General features: G+C 61.8%; 17 protein-coding genes. 11 read left to right on the plus strand and 6 right to left on the minus strand.

Going from position 1 to position 24,344, the window contains the following annotated elements:
• The first annotated feature begins 38 nt into the window (after nucleotides 1-38).
• Nucleotides 39-1,559, plus strand: coding sequence for a tetratricopeptide repeat protein (locus AC2A1F_RS05595; protein ID WP_484207749.1), 1,521 nt, complete (start codon nucleotides 39-41; stop codon nucleotides 1,557-1,559).
• A 34-nt stretch (nucleotides 1,560-1,593) separates the two neighbouring features.
• On the opposite strand, the gene AC2A1F_RS05600 is transcribed toward AC2A1F_RS05595, so the two are convergent.
• From AC2A1F_RS05600 to AC2A1F_RS05615, 4 genes are all read right to left on the minus strand, one after another.
• Nucleotides 1,594-2,022 (minus strand): PEP-CTERM sorting domain-containing protein, encoded by a 429-nt coding sequence (locus AC2A1F_RS05600; protein ID WP_484207750.1) that lies wholly within the window; start codon nucleotides 2,020-2,022, stop codon nucleotides 1,594-1,596.
• 178 nt (nucleotides 2,023-2,200) lie between these two features.
• Nucleotides 2,201-2,770: an aminoacyl-tRNA hydrolase gene (gene pth / locus AC2A1F_RS05605; protein WP_484207751.1), complete on the minus strand. Its 570-nt coding sequence runs from the start codon at nucleotides 2,768-2,770 to the stop codon at nucleotides 2,201-2,203.
• A 267-nt stretch (nucleotides 2,771-3,037) separates the two neighbouring features.
• Nucleotides 3,038-3,643, minus strand: a complete 606-nt coding sequence (locus AC2A1F_RS05610) for a 50S ribosomal protein L25/general stress protein Ctc (RefSeq protein ID WP_484207752.1) — start codon at nucleotides 3,641-3,643, stop codon at nucleotides 3,038-3,040.
• 147 nt (nucleotides 3,644-3,790) lie between these two features.
• Nucleotides 3,791-5,335, minus strand: coding sequence for a TadA family conjugal transfer-associated ATPase (locus tag AC2A1F_RS05615; protein ID WP_484207753.1), 1,545 nt, complete (start codon nucleotides 5,333-5,335; stop codon nucleotides 3,791-3,793).
• A gap of 309 nt (nucleotides 5,336-5,644) precedes the next feature.
• Here AC2A1F_RS05615 and AC2A1F_RS05620 point away from each other — a divergent pair, with 309 nt between their 5' ends.
• From AC2A1F_RS05620 to AC2A1F_RS05635, 4 genes are all read left to right on the plus strand, one after another.
• Nucleotides 5,645-6,547, plus strand: coding sequence for a DMT family transporter (locus AC2A1F_RS05620; RefSeq protein ID WP_484207754.1), 903 nt, complete (start codon nucleotides 5,645-5,647; stop codon nucleotides 6,545-6,547).
• Nucleotides 6,548-6,782: 235 nt separating this feature from the next.
• The gene (locus AC2A1F_RS05625; protein ID WP_484208176.1) at nucleotides 6,783-8,102 is read left to right on the plus strand and encodes an MFS transporter; all 1,320 of its coding nucleotides are present in this window, start codon (nucleotides 6,783-6,785) and stop codon (nucleotides 8,100-8,102) included.
• On the plus strand, nucleotides 8,102-10,195 hold the full coding sequence (locus AC2A1F_RS05630; protein WP_484207755.1) for an alpha-galactosidase: 2,094 nt from the start codon (nucleotides 8,102-8,104) through the stop codon (nucleotides 10,193-10,195). Before AC2A1F_RS05625 ends, AC2A1F_RS05630 begins: the two co-directional genes overlap by 1 nt.
• A 23-nt stretch (nucleotides 10,196-10,218) precedes the next feature.
• The gene (locus AC2A1F_RS05635; RefSeq protein WP_484207756.1) at nucleotides 10,219-11,352 is read left to right on the plus strand and encodes a glycoside hydrolase family 68 protein; all 1,134 of its coding nucleotides are present in this window, start codon (nucleotides 10,219-10,221) and stop codon (nucleotides 11,350-11,352) included.
• A gap of 3 nt (nucleotides 11,353-11,355) precedes the next feature.
• Here AC2A1F_RS05635 and AC2A1F_RS05640 read toward each other — a convergent pair whose 3' ends face one another.
• On the minus strand, nucleotides 11,356-12,375 hold the full coding sequence (locus AC2A1F_RS05640) for a LacI family DNA-binding transcriptional regulator (RefSeq protein WP_484207757.1): 1,020 nt from the start codon (nucleotides 12,373-12,375) through the stop codon (nucleotides 11,356-11,358).
• 266 nt (nucleotides 12,376-12,641) lie between these two features.
• On the opposite strand from AC2A1F_RS05640, the gene AC2A1F_RS05645 reads away from it, so the two are divergent.
• From AC2A1F_RS05645 to AC2A1F_RS05660, 4 genes are all read left to right on the plus strand, one after another.
• Nucleotides 12,642-15,152: a TonB-dependent receptor domain-containing protein gene (locus AC2A1F_RS05645; RefSeq protein WP_484207758.1), complete on the plus strand. Its 2,511-nt coding sequence runs from the start codon at nucleotides 12,642-12,644 to the stop codon at nucleotides 15,150-15,152.
• 154 nt (nucleotides 15,153-15,306) lie between these two features.
• Nucleotides 15,307-16,809 carry a tryptophan halogenase family protein gene (locus tag AC2A1F_RS05650; RefSeq protein ID WP_484207759.1) on the plus strand — a complete coding sequence of 501 codons (1,503 nt, stop codon included), beginning with the start codon at nucleotides 15,307-15,309 and terminating at the stop codon, nucleotides 16,807-16,809.
• Nucleotides 16,810-16,811: 2 nt separating this feature from the next.
• Entirely contained in the window at nucleotides 16,812-18,182 is a 1,371-nt protein-coding gene (locus AC2A1F_RS05655; protein WP_484207760.1) for a 2OG-Fe(II) oxygenase family protein, read from the plus strand.
• A complete protein-coding gene (locus tag AC2A1F_RS05660) occupies nucleotides 18,157-19,512 on the plus strand; it encodes a glycoside hydrolase family 32 protein (RefSeq protein ID WP_484207761.1) in 1,356 nt (451 codons plus the stop codon). The genes AC2A1F_RS05655 and AC2A1F_RS05660 overlap by 26 nt, the downstream gene beginning before the upstream one ends.
• Here AC2A1F_RS05660 and AC2A1F_RS05665 read toward each other — a convergent pair.
• Nucleotides 19,491-20,390, minus strand: coding sequence for an ROK family protein (locus tag AC2A1F_RS05665; RefSeq protein WP_484207762.1), 900 nt, complete (start codon nucleotides 20,388-20,390; stop codon nucleotides 19,491-19,493). The two genes, AC2A1F_RS05660 and AC2A1F_RS05665, sit on opposite strands and share 22 nt — an antisense overlap.
• A 172-nt stretch (nucleotides 20,391-20,562) precedes the next feature.
• Between AC2A1F_RS05665 and AC2A1F_RS05670 the strand changes: the two genes are divergently transcribed.
• Complete coding sequence (locus AC2A1F_RS05670) at nucleotides 20,563-22,212, plus strand: alpha-amylase family glycosyl hydrolase (protein WP_484207763.1); 1,650 nt, start codon at nucleotides 20,563-20,565, stop codon at nucleotides 22,210-22,212.
• Nucleotides 22,212-24,260, plus strand: a complete 2,049-nt coding sequence (locus AC2A1F_RS05675) for a glycoside hydrolase family 97 protein (RefSeq protein ID WP_484207764.1) — start codon at nucleotides 22,212-22,214, stop codon at nucleotides 24,258-24,260. Before AC2A1F_RS05670 ends, AC2A1F_RS05675 begins: the two co-directional genes overlap by 1 nt.
• The last annotated feature ends 84 nt before the right edge of the window (nucleotides 24,261-24,344 follow it).

The following is a 24,344-nucleotide window of genomic DNA, read 5'->3' on the forward strand; positions in this document are numbered from 1 at the left end:
TTCACCTTTGCTTCAGGGAAATGTGCGATAGCGGACGAATGAAAAAGACGTTTGTTCTGGCACTGCTGATCGGACTTTCGGGCTGCGGCGCGGATGCGACCGACAAGGTAGCGCGCGCCCGCGAAGAAATTGCGCGGATGGAACTGGCAGCGGCGAAAGTCGACCTGTCTGCCGCGCTGGCCGAACAGGGTGACACTGCCGAATTACTGCGACTACTGGCCGCTGTGCAACTGCGCATGGGCGATGGCGATGGTGCAGCGTCGACTGCGTCACGGCTTGAAAAACTGGGCGAGCGTGGCCCCGAACTGGTGCGTATTCAGGCTGAGGCGGCCCTGTTGCGCGGCAGACCAGACGAGGCGCTTACCCTGCTGGGCAATGATGGCGCGCCACAGGCCTGGCGGGTGAGGGCTGCCGCGCATCTGGCGCTGGACGATACGGCTGCGGCAGTGGATGCGTTCCGGCGCGGGGAGGTGGCAGGCAAGGATGCCATGCTGCTGCGCGATCATGCGCTGTTCCTGATCGGGGCGGAAGACCTGACAGCGGCAGAGCAACGGGTTGCCGAAATCCAGAAATTGGCCCCCGATGGGTACGATTCCCTGATGCTGACCGGCGAGATCGCCGCGCGGCGCGGGCGGTTCGGTGCGGCGCACGATGCCTTTGCCAAGGCGGCGCAGCGGTTCCCCAGCGCGCCAGAACCGCTGCTGGCGCGGGCCAGTGCTTTCGAGCGGGCAGAGCAAACGGCCAAGGCGGCCGAAATGGTGGCCAAGGCCGCTGCGCTTGCGCCCAACGATCCGCGCGTGATGGCCTTGCAGGTACAGATGGCAACGGCGCGGCAGGATTGGCAGAAGGTTCGCGATACGCTGGCGAGCGAGGAAGCCAAGCTGGATCCGGTTTCGGACAACGGCATTGCCTATGCACAAGCGCTGCTGTTTTTGGGTCAGCGTGAACAGGCCCGATCGATGTTGCAGCGGGCCTTTTTGCGCGCGCCGGGCAATCCGCGCATTCGCCTGCTGCTGGCAGGGGCGCAGATGGCGACAAATGATCCGAAGGCGGCTTACACTACGGTCAAGCCGCTGGCCGAAAGCCTGATTGCCGATACACCGGAACTGGAACTGGCCGAAACGGCGGCGCGGGCGCTGGATCTTGATGATGAGGCGGAGCGATGGAAGGTGCGGCGCCTGTCGCCGCAACGAACAGCGGCGCTCGATCTTGCCGGAAAAGCTGAGGACGCTGTGCTGCGCGAACGATGGGATGAGGCAATTGCTGCCTATCGCGCCATAGCGGCACAAGGCGACGACGCCGAGGTGTATCGCCGTCTGGCTTTGGCGTTGAGCCGGTCTGGCAAAGGTGACGAGGCCATTGCCATTGCTGACAAGGCAAGAGCGCTGTCTCCCGCTGATGCGGACCTGATCCACTTGTCAGGATATGTTCGCGCGGTGGCAGGCAAGGAGCCTGACACCGCGCGACGTTTGTTGCTTGAGGCCAGCCAGGCAGACCCGCGCAATCCTGTTTTCCGCAAGAGCCTTGCCCGGTGGGGTGGCTCTGACAGCGAAGGGTAGCTCCCCGACCTGAGGGCCGGGGAACTGACCGCGATTAGCCGCGCTGCTTGATCTTGCGCGAACGGGCATAGCCAACGCCGAGCAGGCCCAGCGCCATCATGCCCAGCATGCCCGGCTCAGGAACCGACGTGCCGCCGGTAGAACCGCCCGTGCTGCCACCAGACGTGGTCGAACCACCGGTGCTGCCACCCGTGGTGGTGGAACCGCCCGTGCTGCCGCCGGTCGTGGTCGTCGAACCGCCGGTGCTGCCACCCGTGGTGGTGGTCGAACCGCCGGTGCTTCCGCCCGTGGTCGTGCTGGTGCTGCTGGTGGTGCTGCTGCTTGTGCCGGGGCAAGTCTTCGAGCCCTTCTTGCACGAGCTGCTGCCACCGCTGGTCGACCACCATGTGGCATGGGCCGGAGCCGATGCGGTGGCTACAGAAATCGAGACTACTGCGACTGCTGCCAGAAACTTCTTCGTCATTACAACCTCCACGACTTGGACTTGGTTGACGCTATACACAGCAAAGGGCGTGCCAAATGTGCAATTTCAGAGGTTTGCATAGTTAACGCCCGTTTCCAGACCTGCCATCTGTCAGCCAGAGCGACAGTTTTCGATGTCTGGATTGTTTCCGGCGGTAAAGGATGCGGTGTGGACGGGTTCAGTTTTGCTGGCGCAAAGCCACATCATTCATGAAACGCACGTCATCGCCACTGGTCAGCCAACCCGCTTCTGCCGCGATGGCGCCGAGCATTTCCACCAGATCATCCTGTTCCGCCTTGGCAAAATTGCCGAGCACGTGGCCGGTGACGCGGTCCTTGTGCCCGGGGTGGCCAATGCCAAGCCGGATGCGGCGGAAATCGGGGCCAAGATGCTGATCAATCGAGCGCAAGCCGTTGTGCCCGGCAGTGCCGCCGCCCTGCTTTACCTTGACCTTGAAGGGGGCAAGATCGAGTTCATCGTGAAACACGGTGAGCGCATCAAGGCCGAGCTTGTAGAAGCGCATCGCCTCGCCCACCGCGCGTCCGCTTTCGTTCATAAACGTGGCGGGCTTGAGCAGCAGGACTTTCTGCGTGCCGATGCGGCCCTCTTGCAGCCAGCCTTGAAACTTCTTTTGCACCGGCCCGAAATTGTGAACTTCGGCCAGTGTGTCGAGCGCCATGAAGCCGACGTTGTGGCGGTGCAGCGCATATTGCGGACCGGGGTTTCCGAGGCCGACCCAGAGTTGCATGGCGTTAGGTTCCTTGTGCGTTGGGACCGTTGGCGGGCATCCTTCGACAAGCTCAGGATGAGCGGGCTTTTAGGAGGTGAAGGCAATACTTCAACAGGTTCCGTAAGCGGACACGATCCGAGCCTCCGCTCATCCTGAGCTTGTCGAAGGATCATGCTGAACTTGTCGAAGCATTCCGCGCATACCCCGCTACCCAAAAAAGAACCCCTCCCGCGCGGGGCGGAAGGGGCTGCTTTTTCGTCTGCCGAAGCAGGCGGAAGCTGGCTATCAGCCTTCGGCTGCGGCTTCGCCTTCTTCGCTCTTCAGCGAGGAGGGGGCCACGATCGTTGCGATGGTGAAATCGCGATCGGAGATAGCAGGCTTTACGCCAGCGGGCAGGCTGACTGCGCTGATGTGGATCGAATCGCCAACTTCGTAGCCCGAGACATCAACGACGATGTCATCAGGGATCGCGTCGGGCGAGCAGATCATTTCCAGCTCGTGGCGGACGATGTTGAGGATGCCGCCCTTCTTGAGGCCGGGCGACTTTTCTTCGTTGATGAAGACAACTGGCACATCGACGTGGACAACCGAGTCCTTCGAAATACGCAGGAAGTCTGCATGCTGCGGACGGTCTGACACCGGGTGGAACGCAACGTCCTTGGGCAGGGTGCGGATGGTTTTGCCACCGACCGTGAGTTCGACGACCGAGTTGAAGAAGTGGCCGGTGCCCAGCGCCTTGTTGAGCGCCTTTTCTTCCAGATGGATCGCAACCGGTTCTTCGTTGCCGCCATAGATCACGGCGGGGGTGCGGCCTTCGCGACGCAGTGCACGGGAGGCTCCCTTGCCTGCCCGATCGCGCGTCTCGGCCGACAGCGTAAGCGTCTCGCTCATGTGTCAGTACCTTTATGAGAATGCGTTGTTACAATTCCTCTGCCACGCCTCCAGGGATGACCATGACAGGGAAGCGGCGGCCCTTAGCGGGTTTACCGCCAAATGCAAGGGAATTGGCCGGTCAAGGGTGCAACCCCGCTTGCCAAATCAGAGGCAGGCTTCGAGGTAGGCCTGATCGAAGCCGAACTGGCGCGCCTTTTCCAGCGTATAAGGGCGAAGGCCAGAAGGGCGGAATTCGCCGATGATCTTGCCTTCGTCGGTCTCGTCGAGATACTCGAACTTGAACAATTCCTGCGTGACGATGACGTCGCCTTCCATCCCGATCACTTCGGTGATGTTGGTGGTGCGGCGCGAACCATCACGCAGACGCTTGACCTGCACGATGATGTCGACCGATTCTGCGATCTGGCGGCTGATGGCTTCTTTCGGGATCTTGATGTCGCCCATCAGGATCATGTTTTCCATACGGCCAAGGCATTCACGCGGGGAGTTGGCGTGGAGTGTGCACATCGAGCCATCGTGGCCGGTGTTCATGGCGGCGAGCAGATCGAAGCATTCCGCGCCACGGATTTCGCCCAGGATGATCCGGTCAGGGCGCATACGCAGCGCGTTCTTCACAAGATCGCCGATGGTGATGGCGCCTTGGCCTTCGAGGTTCGGCGGGCGGGTTTCGAGCGGCAGCCAGTGCGGCTGCTGCAGGCGGAGTTCGGCCGCGTCTTCGATGGTCAGCACGCGCTCGCCCGGGTCGATCATCTTCGACAAGGCGTTGAGCATGGTGGTCTTGCCCGAGCCGGTGCCGCCCGAGATGACGACGTTCATGCGGCAGGCGCCGGCAATCTTGAGTGCGGTGCACATCTTGTCGGACATCGAGCCGAAATCGCGCAGCATATCGAGCGTGATCGGCTTTTCGGAAAACTTACGAATCGAGATGGCAGTGCCGCGCAAGCTGAGCGGCGGGACTATCACGTTGACGCGGCTGCCGTCCTTCAGGCGGGCGTCGGCCAGCGGTGTGGTCTGGTCGACGCGGCGGCCGACCTGGTTGACGATGCGCTGCGCGATCTGGAACAGGTGGCTTTCATCGCGGAAGCGGATCGGGGCAAGCACGAGCTTGCCCTTCTTTTCGATGTAGGTCTGTTCCGGCCCGTTGACCATGATATCCGAGATGTCAGGATCGTTGAGCAGTTCTTCGAGCGGGCCGAAGCCGAGCAACTCGTCGATCAGCACCTTTTCCAGCGCGAACTGTTCACGCCGGTTGAGTGTGACCTTCAGTTCGGCCAGCACTTCCATGATGATCGGGCGGAATTCTTCGGACAGCTCGTCCTTGGTCAGCGTGGCGGCCGCTTCGGGATCGACTCGTTCGAGCAGGCGGGGGAGTACCTGTTCCTTGATCTTGTGGACCGAGGCTTCGAACCCTTCGGCCTGGTAGTTGCCTTCGTTGACGCCATTGGCCCGATCGGCCAAGCGCGTCATCGCATCGGCTTTGATCGCGGCACCGCCAACGGCAGAATCGTCCTGATCCATCGCGGGAAGCGGCGGAAACTGTTCGCCACCCATCGGCATTGGCATCGGAGCCGCCGACGTGCCAGGCGTGGCCGGTTCGCCATTGCGCATTGGCCGTGCGACCCCGAAAGAGGGCCGGGGGCCGTTGGCCGCAGTCCCGGCAGTTCCTGTCTTTCGCCCGAAAGCGCTCATCAAAAGACCCCAATCAACATTGCTTCAGTGCCGTTGCTGCGCACAATCGCGGAGGGCATACAGGACCGATCACGAGCATCTGATAACCGCAAAACCTTCAGGGTTTACTAACAGCACGTTTCTGCGCTGTAGCGGTCAACTACCTGTAAACCATGGTGGATGGCGCAAGGTGACCGAGGAACCTAGGCGTTTGGGCGCGCACAGCGTCTTTTTTGCTGACAGCGGTTCCGCGTGGGGCCTGCATGGTTTAGCGGGGCTTTGCGCCGGTATGCAGTGATCCGGTGAAACGCAGCAACGGAAGCGACGCAATTGGCACATGACAACAGGTCCAGCGGCAACAGGGCTGGACTGCTTTTTGCGCTGGGAGGCTTCGCCATGCTTTCGCTGGGCGATGTCGTGGTCAAGAGCATGGCGGGCCTGTGGCCGGGCAGCGCGATTGCTGCGGTTCGCTATGTCATTGGGGCCATCGGGCTTGGGGTAATTCTTTTCCTGCGCGAGGGGCGCGCGGGCTTTGCCTTTCCGCATCTGCGCTGGCAGGTGCTGCGCGGTTGCAGTGTTGGCGTTTCGGCTCTGGCAGGTTTTACCGCACTGCACTTGATGCCGATTGGCGAATTTACCGCCATATCGTTCACCAGCCCGATGCTGACCGCGCTGCTTGCGGCGGTGCTACTGTCCGAAAAACTGCGGCGCGAGACACTGTTGGCATCGATGGTGGCTTTTGCCGGAGTGCTGATCATCTTGCGGCCCAATTTCGCGATTCTGGGGCCGGTGGCGCTGCTCCCGGTGCTGGCGGCCACGGGCATGGCACTGTTGATCATCGCCAATCGCAAGGTATCAGGATCAGGCAGCGCGCTGGCCATGCAGTTTACCGTGGCGGCGGTTGCAGCGGTGTTTCTGTCGTTCGCGGCCATTGCCGGGCACCTGAGCGGCATTGCCTTGTTCGAAATCCCGCCGATGCCGCCCATCGTTCTGGTCAAGATCATGATCGTGGCTGTCAACGCCAGCATTGCCCATGCGCTGATCTATCTGGCCACAACGCGTGCGGGGGCAGCTGCAATTGCGCCGATGACTTATGTGCAATTGCTGATGGCCGGAGGGCTGGGCTGGCTGGTCTTTGGCGAGCGGCCCGATCTGCCCTCTGCAATCGGTGCGCTGATCATCGTGGCGGCGGGGCTTTATCTGTGGCGTGCCGGCCGGTCGGCTGGTCGATAGTCGGCAGTTCGATGAAAGTGATGTTGCCCGAGTTATGATGAATATGCAATCGATTGTTGTCATGGCGCAATAGCTGTGGCATGGCTTGCTGCGCGGTTAGTCGGGCCACCAAGGCCACGACATCCGAGGGGAGAGTGCGCAGGTGACCATCAGCAGCGGCCGTGATGGCGGTGAGAGCGGCATTCACGCAAACCTTGCTCTGCGCCCGCATCTGCCGCTTTCGCGCATCCTGGAAATGAACCTTGGCTTTCTGGGCCTGCAGTTCAGCTTTGGTCTGCAACAGGGCAACATGGGGCCGATCTACAGCTTTCTGGGGGCCGATGAATCCCAGTTGCCGATGCTGCAGCTTGCCGGGCCAATCACCGGCCTGCTGGTGCAACCCATCATCGGCGCGATGAGCGACCGGACGTTAAGCCGCTGGGGCCGCCGTACACCTTACTTTCTGATCGGCGCGGTGCTGTGCTGCCTCGGCCTGTTCTTCATGCCGCTATCCAGTTCGATCCTGATGGCCATGTCGTTGCTGTGGATTCTGGACGCGGGCAACAACATCACGATGGAGCCCTATCGCGCTTATGTGTCTGACCGGTTGAACCCGGATCAGCGGCAGGCGGGGTTTCTTTCGCAAAGTGCGTTCACCGGCCTTGCGCAGATGCTGGCATTCCTGACCCCGTCCTTGCTGGTCGGCTTTGGCATGAGCCAGGATTGGGTGGACGATCACGGCATTCCCTATACCGTGCGCGTGGTGTTCATGATTGGCGCGGTGCTGTCGTTGGCCACCATCGTGTGGTCGGTGCTGCGCGTGCCCGAATTGCCGCTGACGGTGCAGGAGCGCGAGCATATCCTTGCCCAGCCCAAGGGCGTTTTGGCCACGCTGGCGGAAATCGGCGATGCGATCGTGAAGATGCCTGTAGCCATGCGCAAGCTTGGCATGATGAGCCTGTTCCAATGGGCGGGCATGTCTGGCTATTGGACATATGCCGTCTATTCGATGAGCCGCAGTGTTTATGGCACGGCTGACGTACAGAGCAGTGCGTTCCGCTCCGCCGTGCTGACCAACGGCGAAGTTGCGGCGTTTTACAATGCGGTCGCCTTTGTCACCGCCTTTGCGATGGTGCCAATCGTGCGCCGGATTGGGCCGGGGCCGCTCCATGCGCTGTGCCTGTTTGCGGGCGGTGCAGGCATGTTCATACTGCCGGGGATTACTGACAAGGCGCTGCTGTTTGTGCCCGCCATCGGCATTGGCTTGGCGTGGGGGAGCATCATGGGCAACCCTTACGCGATCCTGAGCAACGCAATCCCGCCGCAGCGCACAGGCGTTTACATGGGGATCTTCAACATGATGATCGTGATCCCGATGCTGATCTTTGCCGTGGTGATGAGCCGTCTCGACCTTGGCTTCGTGTCGCTTGGGTTTGATGCCTACAAACAGTTGCTGGGTAACGACCCGCGCAACATGCTGATGTTCTGCGGCGTGTGCCTGATGCTTGCGGGCTTTTCGGTGCTGTGGGTGCGTGAAGGCCGGGTCAGTGCCATGCCGCAGGCCGTGCCCGCATAATGATTGCTCTTCATGCCAAGGATGCATCGCTGGTGTGGGAGCCGCGCCGCGGTGCCGCGCCGCTGTGGCGGCACTGCGGACCGCTTGTCAGTGCAGAATTGCTGAGCCCATTGGCAGATCAGCGCACGGCTGCATCTTATTCGATGGACGCAGACTTTCCGCTGGATGTTGCGCCAACAGGCGGGCAGGGCTGGTACGGACCGGAATTGCTGCGCCTGCGCAAGGCCGATGGATCTGCGCTGCCAGTGCATTTTGGCCAAGCGGAGACGGCGGAAAGCGAAGGAGCGGTCCGCTTCACATTGCGTGACGTCTTGGCCGGTGCAGAGCTTGAACTGACGTTTGCCACAGTCGGCGGTGCCTTTGTGTGCGGGGCCAGCGTACGCAATATCGGAGCGGAAAGCTTTGCTGTCGATTGGCTCGCCAGTGCCCTGCTACCGATCCCGGCCAGTGCGCATGAAATCGTGTCATGGCGCGGGCGGCACAATGCCGAACTGGTGGAATGCCGTGAGCCGATGCCGCAGCAGCAATGGTTGCGCGAAGGGCGGCGCGGCCTATCTGGGCATGGCGGGCCGGGCGGGCTTTACCTGCTGGACCAAGGGGCGACTTTCGATGCAGGCGTGGTGCGCGCGCTGCAATTGGCATGGTCGGGCGATAGCCGCATTGCGGTGGAGCGGGATGACGAAGGCTTCTGGACGCTGTGCGCCGGGGCCTTGTTGGCACCGGGCGAAGTGCGCCTTGCGCCCGGCGAAAGCTGGCAAGCGCCCGATGCGTTCCTTGCGATATCGACAGCCGGGCGCAACGGCGCGGCGGCGGCATTCCACGAAGCGGTGCGGGCGCGCTTGCGCTGGCCGGGTGGCGCCATGCGCCCGCGCCCCGTGCATCTCAATTCGTGGGAAGCCTGTTACTTCGATCATGACGAGGAGCGTATAGTTGCGCTGGCCGAGGCTGCTGCGTTAGTTGGGGTAGAGCGCTTCATTCTTGATGATGGCTGGTTTCGTGGCCGTAACGATGACACCGCGGGGCTGGGGGACTGGACCACCGATCCAGTCAAGTATCCGCGAGGGCTTGGGCTGCTGGCAGAACGCGTGAATGCGCTGGGCATGGAGTTTGGCCTATGGGTTGAGCCTGAAATGATCAATCCCAACAGCGACCTTTATCGCGCGCATCCCGATTGGGCGCTGGCGCTTGACGGGCGGGCACGGCCACCGTCGCGCAACCAGTTGGTGCTCGATCTGCGGCGCGCCGATGTGCGGGATTATCTGTTTGATTGCCTTGATGCACTGCTGCGCGATCTGCCGATCACCTATCTGAAATGGGACCACAACCGCGATCTGGCCCCGGCTGGTGGCGCAGCACAAGTGCGTGGCACTTATGATCTGCTGGCCAGAGTGCGGGCCGCGCATCCCGCGGTGGAGATCGAGGCCTGTGCTGGCGGTGGTGGGCGCAACGATGCCGGGATGGCCGATTTCTGTCATCGGTATTGGACCAGCGACAATATTGACGCGGTCAGCCGCATCGGCATCCAGCGCGGGTTCCTGTCATTCCTGCCGCCAGAGGTGATGGGATCGCACATTGCGGCAAGCCCGGCCCATGCGACCGGGCGGCGGCACAGCCTTGGCTTTCGGGCGGCGATGGCCATGTCCGGCCATTTGGGCGTGGAAATGGACCCGCGCACGCTGTCTGACGCGGAACGGGCCGAGCTTGCGGATTGGATTGCTTTCCACAAGCAGTGGCGCGATCTGCTCCATCAGGGGAGGGTGTGGCAGGGCGAGGGGGCCGATGGTCTGGTCTGGCAGGCGCAAGGCCGCGCGGGCGAACTGCTGCTCTTCGTGATCCGGGCCGAGCCACCGCAGGACCGCCGCCCGCAACCGTTGCCGCTTCCGTTCCTTGGGCGCGAAGGCGCATGGGACGTGCAGATGCTGCGCATTGCTGGCGGCGAGGGCGGCCACGCAGCGCATTCGGCACCCCTGTTCGATGCATTGGGCACAGCACCGCAAACTTTTGCCGCCGATTGGCTAAGCGCCAGTGGCCTGCCTCTGCCACCGAGCAAGGCCGAAACCGTGATCCTGTTTCATTTGCGCAAACGCGCCTGATGCCTGTTTTTGGAAAGTCTGCAATGGCCTCTGTTTCCTCACCCCTTCAATCGATTGCTCCGTTCGGTGCAAGCCGTTGGGCACCAAAAGGTTACGGCAATCCGCCACGCATTCCGCCGATCGGGAAGGACGATGTCGTTCGCCTGCTCGACGATCTGGACCTGTGGGATTGCTGGCCACTGGCGCACGAAGACGGCCGTACGGTGGAGCACGCCGGGCGCAACTGGTGGTTCTTCCTGTCCGCGCCGATCTTTGCCGATCCGGTTGAGCGCCATGGACATGCGCGCATCCGCTTGCTCTCGGTTGGTGAGGACGGATGGCGCGATCATGGCAATGCCTTTGCCGATGGCCTGACCCCCGGCAGCCGCGAATGGGCTGGCTGCTGCGTGTTGATGGACGACGGTCAAACTGTGCAGCATTTCTTCACCGTTGCCGGTCGGCGCGGTGAAGTTGCGCAGACCTGTGAGCAGCGCATATTCGTCAGCATAGGATCGCTGACTGCCGATGGTCCGGGCGGATGGGATACCCCGCGCGAGATTTTTGCCGCCGATGATGTGCGCTATGTGCTCGACCGGCAGGACCAAGGCGCGCCGGGGCTGATCAAGGGTTTCCGCGATCCAGCCTGGCTGCGCGATCCGGCAAGCGGCAAGGCGCATCTGCTGTTCACCGGGAGCGCAGCATGGTCGGACCATGCCTTCAACGGCAATATCGGCATCGCCACTTTCGAGGCAGGCGAATGGGTTCTGGGTGATCCGCTGATCGAGGCGGTGGGCACCAACAATGAACTTGAACGGCCCCATATCGTCGTGCGCGAAGGGCGGTATTACCTGTTCTGGTCAACCCAGACGCACACCTTTGCGCCCGATGCCGTGGCCGGGCCGAACGGGCTTTATGGCGCGGTGGCCGATGATCTGAAAGGGCCGTGGCGGTTTTTGAACGCGGGCGGACTGGTTGCTGCCAACCCTGAGGGTGAGGCCAAGCAATCCTATAGCTGGTGGGTTACCGGCGAAGGCGAAGTGTGGAGCTTTGTCGACTATTGGGGAATGCAGGGACGAGGCCTGACCGATCATCCCGAATTGCTGCGCAGCAATTTTGGCGGAACGCCTGCGCCGCGCTTCTCGCTGGAGTTTGACGGGGACCGGGTAACCCTTCGCTGAGTGTCAAGCGCTTTCGCGGATGATCAACTCCGGCGTCATCACCGTGGATGGCGCGTCCTGCCCAGCAAGCCGCAGACGCAGGGCTTCGGCCATGGCGCGCGCACCTGCAGCAATGTCCTGCCGCACCGTGGTCAATTGCGGGACCATGCGCTGCGATAGCGGCAAATCATCAAAGCCGGTGACGGCGACCTGATCGGGCACGGAAATGCCGCGTTCGTGAAGCAGGCGGATCGTGGTCATTGCGATAATGTCGGATGCGCAGACGATGCCGTCGACACTTGCGCCGATATCATCAAGGTTTGCGGCGATCTGGCTGGCCATTTCATCGCTGGCAAGGTGGGTGGGAAAGTCGTTCAGCGTGGCACCCGGGACAGTGGCAACAGCCTGCCTTGCGCCTGCCAGACGATCAGCGATTTCGGGACCGTTGGTATCACCGAAGAAGGCAAGCCGCCGTGCCCCGCGATCGAGCAGGCGTTGCGCGGCGAGCCTTCCGCCTGCAGCATTGTCTACCCCCACAGTGCACTGCACCTGGCCTTCGCGGTGGCTGCCCCAGACCACCAGTGGCTTGTAGTATTGCGCTACACGTTCAATCACTTCGCTCTGGTTCGATTGGCCAATAACCAGCGCGCCATCGAGCATGCCGGAATCGACAATGCGATCCAGCCACTCGTCATCCCCGGGAATAACGCGCGAGAGCATCAGATCGTGACCGCTTTCGGTCAACTCATCAGCCAGATAGCCGAACAGCGTCATAAAGAAGGGGTCGGATATGTGCTGGCGGCGTTCGTGGCCAAGCGGGATGACGACGCCGATCACTCCGGTGCGCTGCGTGCGCAGGCGGCGGGCCATCTGGTTGGGGCGAAAGCCATGCTCGCGGGCGAGTGCCTGTATCCGCTCGCGCGTTTCCTTGTTGACCAGTGACATGTCGGCCAGAGCGCGTGAGACGGTTCCCGCCGACACGCCGGCGAGGCGCGCCAGTTCCGCGATATTCTTGATCTTGGCCGGTTTCACGCCGTCTTCCATGTGCTGTCAAATGCCCCGCGCGCGGTCTTGGGCAGCGCACTGGCGCGCTGTTCCTTGGCGGCGGTGATGCGGCGCAATCTGCATGCCTGTCAACCGCCATGGGGATTTCCTTTTTGTGTGCTGCGGCGATTATGTTGCAACATTGCCACGCTTTGAACGCTCTTTGCAATCGATTGCTATTTGTGTTGCAAACGATTGTATGAAGAGTTAGCGGACCAGTGACTGATTCCTGCAAGTGATGCAGGAGCTTCTTGGTGGGAGGATTTATGAAGCTATCTCCATTTCATGCCTGTGCCTCGTTCATTGCGCTTTCTGCCGCAATGTTGGCGATGCCAGCTGCGGCGCAAGATGCTGCGCAGGCCGGTGCAGCAGACGTCATTCCAGAGGCCGTCGGCCTTGACGCAATCGTCGTGACAGCTTCGGGCCGCGACAAGACCCAACTGAACAGTGCCGTATCGGTCAGCTCGATCTCGGCAGATACAATTCAGGCATTGCGCCCGACTTCGGAGGCCGAAATCTTCCGCGCCATTCCGGGTATCCAGGTGGCAGGGACCGCAGGCCCCGGCGGCAACTCGAACATCGCCGTGCGCGGTCTTCCGGTGGCAACGGGCGGCTCGCCCTTCGTGCAGATTCAGGAAGATGGCCTGCCGACTGTGCTATTCGGCGATATCCAGTTCGGCAACAACGATTACTGGACCCGTTTTGACGCTTCGGTGGCCAATGTCGAAGGCGTGCGCGGTGGCTCTGCTGGTACGTTCGCCTCGCAGGCTCCGGGCGCGGTCATCAACTACATCAGCCACACCGGCAAGCAGGAAGGCGGCTTTTTCGCCATCAACCGCGGCATCGGTTATGACGAAACGCGCGCGGATTTCCGCTATGGCGGCTCGATCACTGACACGCTGTATTTCCACGTCGGCGGCTATGTTAAGAACGGCCGCGGTCCTTTGAAGGCGGATTACACGCTTTCGGATTCAGTCCAGGTAAAGGGCAGCCTGACCAAGGAATTCAACGAAGGTCGCGGTTACTTCCGCATGCTGTTCAAGGTGGCCGATACGCAGGAGCCGAACTACACCGGTTCGCCTGCACTCGCCACGATCGACGGCAAGAAGATTACGGATGTTCGTCCGTTCCCCGGCTTCGATGGCCGCGACAGCTCAAACTACTCGATCTACAATCAGGACTTCCTGATCTACAACCGCGAGGGCAACCTCGAGCGCGTGCGCAATGACGGGATCACCACCAAAGCACTGTCCTTCGGCAACCAGTTCCATTACGAATTCGATGGCGGCATCACCGTTGACAACAACTTGCGCTACACATCGATGAGCGGTGCGTTCACATCGCCGTTCCTCAATGTCGGGCGCACAGCCAACGTGCTGGGCTCCACCGTCAACGGCAGCACGGTAGCGGCGATCCGCTATGCCAGCGGTCCGCGTGCTGGCCAGCTCTACACCGACACCTATCTCGACGATAACGTGAACGTGCGCACCAAGATCAACGATATCGGCAGTGTTGCCAATGACCTGACCGTGGCAGGCAAGTTCGACGTGATGTCGGGCAAGCTCACCACCCGCGCCGGTCTGTTCTACATGAACCAGAAGATCGCGATGGAGTGGAACGTCAACAAGTCGCTGCGCGAACTGAACGGCGACAATCCCTCGCAACTCGACCTGTTCGACAATGCGGGCAACAAGCTGACGCAGGCAGGCCAGTCTGGCTACAACAACAACTGGGGCGAATGCTGCTCGCGCGAATATGACCTGTCGTATGCCAACACCGCGCCCTACCTGTCGCTTGATTTCGATCACGATCAGTTCGGCGTCGATGGTTCGGTTCGCTTTGAGCGGGTCAATGCCAGCGGATATGTTATCGGCGGTGGGTCCACGTTCAACGTCAACAGCAGCGGCGTGAGCATTCCGACCATCACCTCCAACGGCGTGCGGGAAAACCTTGATTACACACGCAGCTACACGTCATGGACGGTAGGCGCGCTTTTCAAAGCCACGCCGAACATCACGATCTTTGCCCGCACATCGCGCGGTGGCCGTTTCAACAGCGACCGTCAGACGCTGGGCGGCAAGATCCGCAATGATGGCGCGCTGTGCACCTCGGGCGACATTGGCCGCAACGGTTGCACCGCCGACGGTGTGACGCCTTCGGTCGACTTCGTGACCCAGCATGAACTTGGGGTGAAGAGCCGTGGCGACCTTCTGGGCGGCCGCTTCACGATGGAGCTGACGCTGCTGAAGGGCAACTTCAAGCAGTCCACCTTCGAACTTTCGGCCACGCGCTGCCCCGGTGGGGCTGGTGGTTGCGTGATCGATGCCAAGTTCAAGTCGACCGGCGCGGAGTTCTTCGCAACCTATCGCAATGGTGGCTTCAGCTTCACCGGCAACGCCACCTATTCGAAGGCCAAGCGTCAGGGCGCAGGGGCAACGGCGTTCACCCGTTCGCCCAACCTGCCTGACCTGATCTACACTGCATCGGCCAACTACGACATCGGCGAGATCGCAACACTGGGTCTGGCGATGACCGGGCAGACCAGCTCGATCGACGATGCCCAGTTCGAGTATCCGGGCAAGGCGATCTTCAACCCGTCGGTGCGCGTCTATCCGATCCAGAACCTGGAACTGGGCCTGCAGGTCTACAACGTGTTCGATACCTTCGATCTGCGCGGCAACGGCAACGTTGTGAACGCAGGCGTTACGCCGACCGTGATCTCGGGCACGCCAGCGCTGGGCCGCACGGTATCGGCATCGGTTCGCTACAACTTCTGATGAGGACAGGGGGCGCCGCTGCTGCGGAAATCCCCCTGCCGCTTCGGGTCGCAGGATGGAGGGGCAGGGCGCACGCGCCTTGCCCCTCTGTTCCAATATCGCCGCAAGAGCGATAAGGGCTACAAGAAGGGACGCTAAAGAGAGGCATGAGCGCATGAGCAATCCCGACCTGATGATCCGTTCCATTGCCGTTATCGGCGGAGGCACGGCAGGCTGGATGACAGCCGCAGCATTGGCGCAGGCTCTGCAGCACAATTGCAAAATCACTCTGGTGGAATCCGATGATATCGGGACAGTCGGTGTGGGCGAGGCCACGATCCCGCCGATCCGCACCTTCAACGAAACCCTGCAAATCGATGAGCGCGAATTCGTGCGCAAGACCAAGGGCAGCTTCAAGCTCGGGATCGAGTTTGTGGACTGGGGGACGCTGGGCAACCGCTATTTCCACCCGTTCGGCCCCCATGGCCGCGCGTTCGATATCGTAAATCTCCACCATTATTGGCTGCGCGCGCGCGAGGCGGGCGAGAACGCACCGCTTGACGACCATTCGATGGCCTGGGCGATGGCGAAGGAAAACCGCTTCAGCCGCCCGTCGCCCGATCAGCGCAATGTGCTGTCGACGTTCGAATATGCCTATCATTTCGATGCCGGGCTCTATGCGCGGTTCCTGCGCGAATATTCCGAGGCCAAGGGCGTCACCCGCATCGAGGGCAAAGTTGCCAGCGTGCAGCAAAATGCGCAAACCGGGTTCGTTACCGGCGTCACGCTGGAAGATGGGCGTGCCATCGAAGCCGAACTGTTTGTCGATTGTTCAGGCTTTCGCGGGCTGCTGATCGAAGGCGCGTTGAAGGCCGGTTACGAGGATTGGACGCACTGGTTGCCCTGTGATCGTGCGGTGGCGGTGCCGTGCGAAAACGTCGGGCCGCTGACGCCCTATACCCGATCAACCGCGCGCGAGGCCGGGTGGCAGTGGCGCATTCCGCTGCAGCATCGCACCGGCAACGGTTACGTCTTTTGCAGCCAGTTCCTGTCAGAGCAGGACGCAGCGGACAAGCTGGTTTCGCGGCTTGATGGCAAGGCTCTGGCCGACCCGCGCCCGCTGCGTTTCGTCACCGGCAGGCGCAAAACATTCTGGGAGAAGAACGTGGTGGCCGTGGGGCTTTCCAGCGGGTTCATGGAACCGCTGGAATCCACCTCAATCCATCTAATTCAGGCCGGGATTTCCAAGCTGCTGGCGCTGTTCCCGGACCGCACTTTCGATCCGCTGGTGATCGAGGAATACAACCGGATCGCGGTGAGCGAATACGAGCGTATCCGCGATTTCCTGATCCTCCATTACAAGCTGACCGACCGTGACGATTCCGAACTGTGGCGCTATTGCGCGGCCATGGACGTGCCCGATACTTTGATTTCGAAGATCGAGCATTTCCGGCGGTATGGCCGTCTGGTGCAGCGCGATGCCGATTTGTTCGGCCCGCCATCTTGGCTGGCGGTGCATATCGGACAGGGCAACATGCCGGAGCGCACAGACCCGCTGGCCGACTATCGCAAAGTGGATGGGCGCGAATGGCTAGGCAAGCTGCGTGCTGCCATGCACCACGCTGCCTTGCAGCAGCCCAGCCATGAGCAATTCATCGCGGCCCACTGCGCGGCTTGACGGTGGATGCGCAAGCGCTCCTGCAACGCGCCGTAGCCCTGCGGGATGTGCAGGACACCGCTGGCGCGCTTGAGGCGATCTTGGCAGCGGCAAAGCTGGCTCCGAATGATCCAAACGTCGCACTTGGCGTGGCGCAAGTGTCGTTCGAGGCAGGCTTGCCCGCCGCCGATCTCTATGCCCATGCTGCGCAGCTTTCACCTGCACGGATTGACCTGCAGCGCAGCCGCGCCACGGCACTTGCCGCAGAGGGGCGGCAGGCCGATGGCGAGGCGCTGCTGGAGCAGGTGCTGGCGGCCAATCCGGCATGGATCGACGGCCACCGCTGCCTGAGCGGCTCGCGCGCCACAGCGGGTGATGTTGATTTTGCGCGGAGTTTTGCTGCAGCTGTTGCGCGCGAGCCTGAAAACTTCGGCCTTCGCATGGCATGGTTTCACGTGCTGGCCACCGCGAAGGACTGGGACGCGGCGCGCAATGTCATTGCGGACGCTGAAACCGCGCTGGGACAGCGGCAAGCCTCGCTTCTAGGCAAGTTGTTCATCGCCAGCGAGAGCGGTGAGGGCGCTGATGATCCGGCGCTGTTCGATGGCGTAGAGAGCGTGCGCGACGTTGGGCTGGACCTTGCAAGGGTTCGGCACTTCCTGCGCGGCGGACAGGTGGAACGCGCGCGCGATGTGTGCGTACGGCACATTGGCACGCCTGCCATGCGGGCCTTCTGGTCCTACCTTTCGCTGGCGTGGCGGCTGTTGGGCGATGCGCAGGCGGATTGGCTTGATGGCGGCATGCGCGATGTGCGCAGCTTCGATCTGGATTTCACGCCCGGGGAGCTTGCGGAACTGGCCGATACCTTGCGCGGCCTGCACACGATGCAACTGCCCTATCACGAACAATCGGTGCGCGGCGGCACGCAGACCGAGCGGCCGTTGCTGCTGCGGATCGATCCGGTGATTGCCAAGGCGAAGGCCAAGATTGAAGCGGCGGTGCGTGACTATATCGATGATCTGCCAAGCGCCGACCCCGCCCACCCGCTGCTGTCCGCACCGCGTGGGCCGTTTCTGTTTGCAGGAAGCTGGTCGGTCCGGCTGCGGCCCGGCGGGTTCCATTCTGTTCACACGCACCCGATGGGCTGGATCAGTTCGGCACTCTATGTTGCGGTGCCAGACGCGGAAAAGCTGGGTTCACCACCTGCGGGGCACCTCCAATTTGGCGCGCCGCCGCCAGAGCTTCGCCTTGGATTGGAACCCTACGGCGCGGTTGAACCACAACCGGGCAGGCTGGCGCTGTTCCCCTCGACCCTGTGGCACGGCACCGTTCCTTTTGATGATGGCGAGCGCCTAACCATCGCCTTCGATGTTATCCCCCACCCGAAAGCCTGAGATGATGCGCCCGCACTATCACTATGCCCCCGCTGCCAACTGGTTGAGCGATCCCAACGGCCTCGTCTGGCAGGATGGGGAATGGCACATGTTCTATCAATACAACCCGTTCGGTGAGGAATGGGGACACATGTCGTGGGGCCATGCCGTCAGCCGCGATCTGGCGAGATGGCAGGAATTGCCGGTGGCGCTGGCCGAAGAAGATAGCACGATGATCTTTTCCGGCTCTGCCGTGATCGATCATTCGGGTAGCGCCGGTTTTGGCAAAGGGGCAATGATCGCGAGCTATACTGGCGCGCGGACGGACCGGGCGCACCAGTTTCAGTGCATCGCGGCGAGCACCGATCGCGGGCGCACTTTCACCAAGTTTGCGGGCAATCCGGTGCTCGACCGCCAAATGGCCGATTTCCGTGATCCAAGCGTGTTCTGGCATGAACCGACGCGGCAGTGGATCATGGTGGTGGTGCTATCGGATGAAAACCGGGCGCTGGTCTATGGTTCGCCTGATCTGAAGGTTTGGCGCGAACTGTCCGAAATTGCCCGTGATGGCGCGCCGGGGCACTTGTGGGAATGCCCGTTTCTGGTCGAACTGCCAGTGGAAGGAACGGACGAGACGCGCTGGCTGTTCAAGGTTGATGTGCTGTCGGGTGCGCCGGGATCGGGTGCGCTCTATCGGATTGGCCACTTTGATGGCGTGCGCTTTGTGCCCGAATCCGGGTGGCAGGTGGCCGACCATGGCGATGAGTTCTACGCCGCGATTGGGTGGACCGACCCGCGTGACAGCATGGGCCGGCCTACGTGGATCGGATGGATGGGCAACCATGCGGTGCAGAAGCATTTGCCGCTGCAAGGTTGGCGAGGCGTGATGAGCCTGCCACGGCGCTTGTCGTTGCGGCGTGCTGGCGCGGTGTTGAAGCTGGTTCAGGCAGTGGAACCGGCGTGTCGTGCGCTGTTTGGCAAGCCTGAGGTGATGGCGCTTTCGGATGGTTTCAGGCCGCTGGCGCGTGCGGCTTTGCTGGAAACGGTGGGCCAAGGCGACTGGCAGTTTACGCTTGCAGACGATGCTGGGCGCAAGCTGCATGTGTCGCTTGCCGCGGGAGTCTTGGAGGTGGAGCGCGTCGATCCGGTCACGCCACAATTGAACCGGAAGTCAGCGATGGCGGTTGCCGATCACGCCCCGCTTGAAATCTGGCTCGATACCGGGAGTATCGAGGTCGTCGCGGGGAAAGGAACCGATTGTCTGACCCTGCAGCACCGCCTTGCCGGAGAAGCCTTTAGTCTGCGCGGTGCGGGCCAAATGGCGGTGCGCTATCCCTTGGCCAGCGCCTGACGGCCCAGTTCGATGGCCCCGGTAATCCCGGCGTCATCGCCAAGGCCGGGGGTGACGATATAGCTGTTCAGGCCTTCATCGAGGCGCGGGTGGCTGACATAGCCGTTGAGGCGGCTTGCCGTCTCGCGGCGCACCGCCTCGACAAGGCCGGGTGCCTTCATGACGCCACCGCCGAAAATCAACCGGTCGGGCATGTGCAGCAGCACCAGCGTGGCGGCCAGATGCGCAATGTATCCGGCAATCAGGTTGGCTTCTTCCGCGCCCAGTTGGTCAAGGCTCTTGCCCCAGCGGCGTTCGATGGCGGGGCCGCAGGCGAGGCCTTCAAGGCAATCGTCGTGATAGGGGCAGATGCCGGGGAAGGGATCACGTACGGCATCACGCGGGGGCACGATATGTCCGCTTTCAAAGTGCGAAATGCCCATCAGCGAACGTCCGTTGCGGACAACGCCGGTGCCAATGCCGGTGCCGATGGTGGTATAAGCCAACGTGCGGCAGCCTTGCCCCGCACCTGCCATCCATTCCCCGATGGCGGCACCGTTCACATCGGTATCGACCATGATCGGCGCGCCAAAGCCGCCAAGCGCTTCATGAAAGCGCGCGCCGGACCAGCCGGGCTTGGGCGTTGTGGTGAAAGTGCCATAGGCGGGCGAGGCCGGATCGATATCGATCGGGCCGAAACTGGCCACGCCGAACGCCGCGATAGGGCCGTGTTCACCACTGGCCTGCGTGAAAAATGCCTGCATCGCGGGCCAGGTTTCCACAGGGGAATTGGTTGGCATGCGCGTGCGGGCCAGCACTTCGCCCGCTTGCGTGGCCAGTGCGAGCACGAACTTGGTGCCGCCTGCCTCAACCGCCCCAATCAAACCTTCACTGCTCATGCTTGCGGACCTGTCATGCTGTATCCCGCGGCTGACGTTGCAGAATCTGCGCGGGCCTGCAATCGATGCGCATACGAATAGTACGTTTTGTGACGCTGCTGGTGATCGACAGCCCAAAACGAGCAACTAAAGTCGCTTTTCGTAGCACTCGAATACTGGAAACCACCGCGCGATGAACACTTCCGCTTCCGTTTCTTCCGCAGCCTCGAAGGCTGACGCAGTCCCATGGTGGCGCGGGGCGGCTATCTATCAGATTTACCCGCGCAGTTTCTGTGATTCCAATGGCGATGGCATCGGCGATCTGCCCGGTATCACCTCCCGGCTTGATCACGTCGCGCGGCTTGGTGTCGATGCGATCTGGGTCTCGCCGTTCTTCACCTCGCCGATGAAGGATTTCGGCTATGACGTGGCCGATTACTGCGGCGTCGATCCGATCTTTGGCACGTTGTCAGACTTCGACGCGATGGTGGCGCGCGCCCACGAACTGGGGCTCAAGGTCACGATCGATCAGGTCTATGCCCATACATCCGATCTGCACCCGTGGTTTGCGGAAAGTCGGCAGGACCGCACCAATCCGAAGGCGGATTGGTACGTCTGGGCCGATCCCAAGCCTGATGGCTCGCCCCCTAGCAACTGGCAATCCGTGTTCGGAGGACCTGCCTGGACGTGGGATGCGCGGCGGCGGCAGTACTTCCTGCACAATTTCCTGTCCTGTCAGCCCCAGATGAATGCACACAATCCGCAAGTGCAGGATGCGCTGCTTGGTGTGATGCGGTTCTGGCTGGATCGGGGCGTCGATGGGTTCCGGCTCGATGCGCTGAATTTCCTGATGCACGACGCGGAAATGCGCGATAATCCGCCCGCGCCTGATGATGGCCGCCGCAAGACGCGGCCTTTCGATTTCCAACTCAAGATCTACAACCAGTCTCACCCCGATATCGTCAAGTTCATCCAGCGCGTACGGAAGCTGTGCGATGAATATGGCGCCGTGTTCACCGTGGCCGAAGTGGGCGGCGATCTGGCTGAGACCGAGATGAAGGCCTATACGGCGGGCGAGGAACACCTCAACAGCGCCTATGGCTTTGATTTCCTCTATGCCGACAAGCTGACGCCCAAGTTCATTGCGCAGGCCGTGGCCCACTGGCCCGATGTGCCGGGCCTTGGCTGGCCGACGTGGGCCTTTGAAAATCACGATGCACCGCGCGCGCTTTCACGCTGGTGCGCGCCCGAGCATCGCGAGGCGTTTGGCCGCTTGAAGGCCATGCTGTTTGCCTCGCTGCGGGGCAATATCATCGTCTATCAGGGCGAGGAACTGGGGCTGACGCAGGTTGATATCCCCTTCGAGCAGTTGCAGGACCCAGAAGCTATCGCCAACTGGCCGCTGACCCTGTCACGCGATGGCGCGCGCACGCCGATGCCGTGGGTGGTGCAATCGGGCGAGGGTGGCTTCACGATGGGTGTGCCGTGGCTGCCGGTGGGTGAGGATAATCTGGCCCGCGCGGTGGACCGGCAGGAGGCTGATCCGCACTCGCTGCTGAACCTGACCACGGCGCTGCTGCGTTTGCGGCGTGATAACCCGGCGCTGCGGCTTGGCACTTTCGATGTGCTTTATGCAGACGAATACATACTTGTCATCCGGCGCGTTTCCGCACAGCAATCCATTGCAGGCTATTTCAACCTGTCACCCGAACCAAGGGACTGGCCGCAAGGGCTGACCGGGGAGGGCGAGCAACTCGCGTCGGTCAACGGCGCCAGCTTCACAGACGCCCGTGGCGGACAAATCCCGCCGTTCGGTGCGCTGCTGATCGAAGAGAGGATCTGATGCAGTACAATCTGGCTTGTGCAGCGCCGCTGGCGCTGACCCTTTCGTGCGCCCTGATGACGCCTGCTTTGGCCGAGCCAATAACGGCATCGTCGCCCGATGGCAGCATTGTTCTGTCGGTCACCACCGACACCGATGGGCACCCGCTCTACAGCCTGACGCGCAAGGGCAAACTGCTGCTGGCATCATCGATGCTGGGCTTCATCACCAGCGATGGCCCGACGATGCAGCGAGGGCAGAAAATCACCGGAAGCGAAACCGCTTCGGGCAAAGAGACATGGGAGCAGCCCTGGGGTGAGCGGCGCTTTGTGACCGACACTCACAACGAACTGCTGGTAAAGTTTGAACAAGTGCCCGATTGGGGCGGCCGCCGCATGAATGTGCGCTTCCGCCTGTTCAACGATGGCTTCGGCTTCCGCTATGAGATGCCCGAACAGAACGCCATGCAGGTTATGAAGATCGCCGATGAGCTGACCGAGTTCAACATTGCGCAGAACGGCACCGCATGGTGGATTCCGGGCGGCGAATGGAACCGCTACGAGCAGGTCTATCAGAAGACAGCAATCGACGGCGTATCCACCGCGCACACGCCGATCACGATGAAGCTGGACGATGGCACGCATCTTTCGTTCCACGAAGCGGCGCTGGTCGATTATTCGGCGATGTGGTTGAAGCGGCAGACCGGAACGTCGTTCCGCGCCACGCTTGCGCCCTCGTCCAATGGCCCCAAAGTGACGCGCGCGCTGCCGTTCAACACGCCGTGGCGCACCGTGCGCATTGCCGACAGCGCCAAGGGCATTGTCGAGAACGATCTGGAGCTGAACCTCAACGAGCCGAACAAGCTTGGCGATGTGTCCTATGTCAAACCGATGAAATACATCGGCATCTGGTGGGGCATGATCCGCGGTGACTGGTCGTGGGCAGAAGGCCCGACCCATGGCGCGACGACTGCGCGCACCAAGCAATACATCGATTTCGCCGCCAAGCACGGTTTCGGCGGGGTGCTGGTCGAGGGCTGGGACAAGGGCTGGAACGGCACGTGGTTCGGCAGTGGCAAGGACTTCAGCTATACGCAGGCGACGCCAGACTTCGATCTTGAGGCGGTGACGAAGTATGGCGCAAAGAAGGGCGTAATGCTGATCGGCCACCACGAAACCGGCGGCAACATCGCCAATTACGAAGCGCAGCTTGATGATGCGATGAAGCTTTATGACCGGCTTGGCGTGCGTGCGGTGAAGACCGGCTATGTCGCCGATGCAGGCGGCATTCTTGCGCCGGGTGATGCGCCGGGCACCTACAAGATGGAGTATCACGACGGCCAGCGTGCGGTGCAACATCATCTGAACGTGGTGCAGACAGCCGCGAAATACCGCATCGCGATCAACGCGCACGAACCGGTCAAGGACACCGGCCTGCGCCGCACCTATCCCAACTGGATCGACCGCGAAGGCGCGCGCGGCATGGAATACAACGCCTGGGGCCAGTTCGCCAACGGGCCGGACCACGAACCGACGCTGGTCTATACCCGCATGCTGTCTGGCCCGATGGACTACACGCCGGGCGTGCTCAGCCTTGAAGGCGCCCAGAAGGTGCCGCTGGCATCGACGCTGGCCAAGCAACTCGGACTTTACCTCGCACTTTACTCTCCGATCCAGATGGCGGCAGACTTCATCGAAAGCCTTGAGGCGCACCCGAAGGAACTGGCTTTCATCAAGCAGGTCCCTGCCGATTGGTCGGAAAGCCACCTGATTGCAGGCGAAGTGGGTGATTATGCGATCTTCGCACGCAAGGACCGCAACAGCGATGACTGGTATGTGGGTGGCGTAAACGATGCGACGGCGCGCGATCTCTCGCTCAGCCTCGATTTCCTCGATCCTGGCAAGACCTACACCGCCACCGTGTGGAAGGATGGCGAGGGGGCGACGTATGAAACCGATGCCCGGCACCGCATTGCCTATTCCACACTGAAAGTGAAGAAAGGTGATGTGTTCCCTGCCTGGCTCGCTCCCGGCGGCGGGCTGGCGGTGCGGCTTCAACCAGGAAAGTAATCGGAAATCGGCAAGTCGGGATTGCGGTTGGCGAAGGTGCAATGCACAACCTTCGCCAGCCGCTTCGGCGCGCATAGCTATCCT

Source organism: Novosphingobium sp. HNCC26BN242 (assembly GCF_057180525.1).

Bases quoted from the DNA above. Each gene is read 5' to 3' on its own strand.
- AC2A1F_RS05595 (WP_484207749.1), top strand. From the start codon at position 39: ATGAAAAAGACGTTTGTTCTGGCACTGCTGATCGGACTTTCGGGCTGC.
- AC2A1F_RS05600 (WP_484207750.1), bottom strand. From the start codon at position 2,022: ATGACGAAGAAGTTTCTGGCAGCAGTCGCAGTAGTCTCGATTTCTGTA.
- pth (WP_484207751.1), bottom strand. From the start codon at position 2,770: ATGCAACTCTGGGTCGGCCTCGGAAACCCCGGTCCGCAATATGCGCTG.
- AC2A1F_RS05610 (WP_484207752.1), bottom strand. From the start codon at position 3,643: ATGAGCGAGACGCTTACGCTGTCGGCCGAGACGCGCGATCGGGCAGGC.
- AC2A1F_RS05615 (WP_484207753.1), bottom strand. From the start codon at position 5,335: ATGAGCGCTTTCGGGCGAAAGACAGGAACTGCCGGGACTGCGGCCAAC.
- AC2A1F_RS05625 (WP_484208176.1), top strand. From the start codon at position 6,783: ATGAACCTTGGCTTTCTGGGCCTGCAGTTCAGCTTTGGTCTGCAACAG.
- AC2A1F_RS05630 (WP_484207755.1), top strand. From the start codon at position 8,102: ATGATTGCTCTTCATGCCAAGGATGCATCGCTGGTGTGGGAGCCGCGC.
- AC2A1F_RS05635 (WP_484207756.1), top strand. From the start codon at position 10,219: ATGGCCTCTGTTTCCTCACCCCTTCAATCGATTGCTCCGTTCGGTGCA.
- AC2A1F_RS05640 (WP_484207757.1), bottom strand. From the start codon at position 12,375: ATGGAAGACGGCGTGAAACCGGCCAAGATCAAGAATATCGCGGAACTG.
- AC2A1F_RS05645 (WP_484207758.1), top strand. From the start codon at position 12,642: ATGAAGCTATCTCCATTTCATGCCTGTGCCTCGTTCATTGCGCTTTCT.
- AC2A1F_RS05650 (WP_484207759.1), top strand. From the start codon at position 15,307: ATGAGCAATCCCGACCTGATGATCCGTTCCATTGCCGTTATCGGCGGA.
- AC2A1F_RS05660 (WP_484207761.1), top strand. From the start codon at position 18,157: ATGTTATCCCCCACCCGAAAGCCTGAGATGATGCGCCCGCACTATCAC.
- AC2A1F_RS05665 (WP_484207762.1), bottom strand. From the start codon at position 20,390: ATGAGCAGTGAAGGTTTGATTGGGGCGGTTGAGGCAGGCGGCACCAAG.
- AC2A1F_RS05670 (WP_484207763.1), top strand. From the start codon at position 20,563: ATGAACACTTCCGCTTCCGTTTCTTCCGCAGCCTCGAAGGCTGACGCA.
- AC2A1F_RS05675 (WP_484207764.1), top strand. From the start codon at position 22,212: ATGCAGTACAATCTGGCTTGTGCAGCGCCGCTGGCGCTGACCCTTTCG.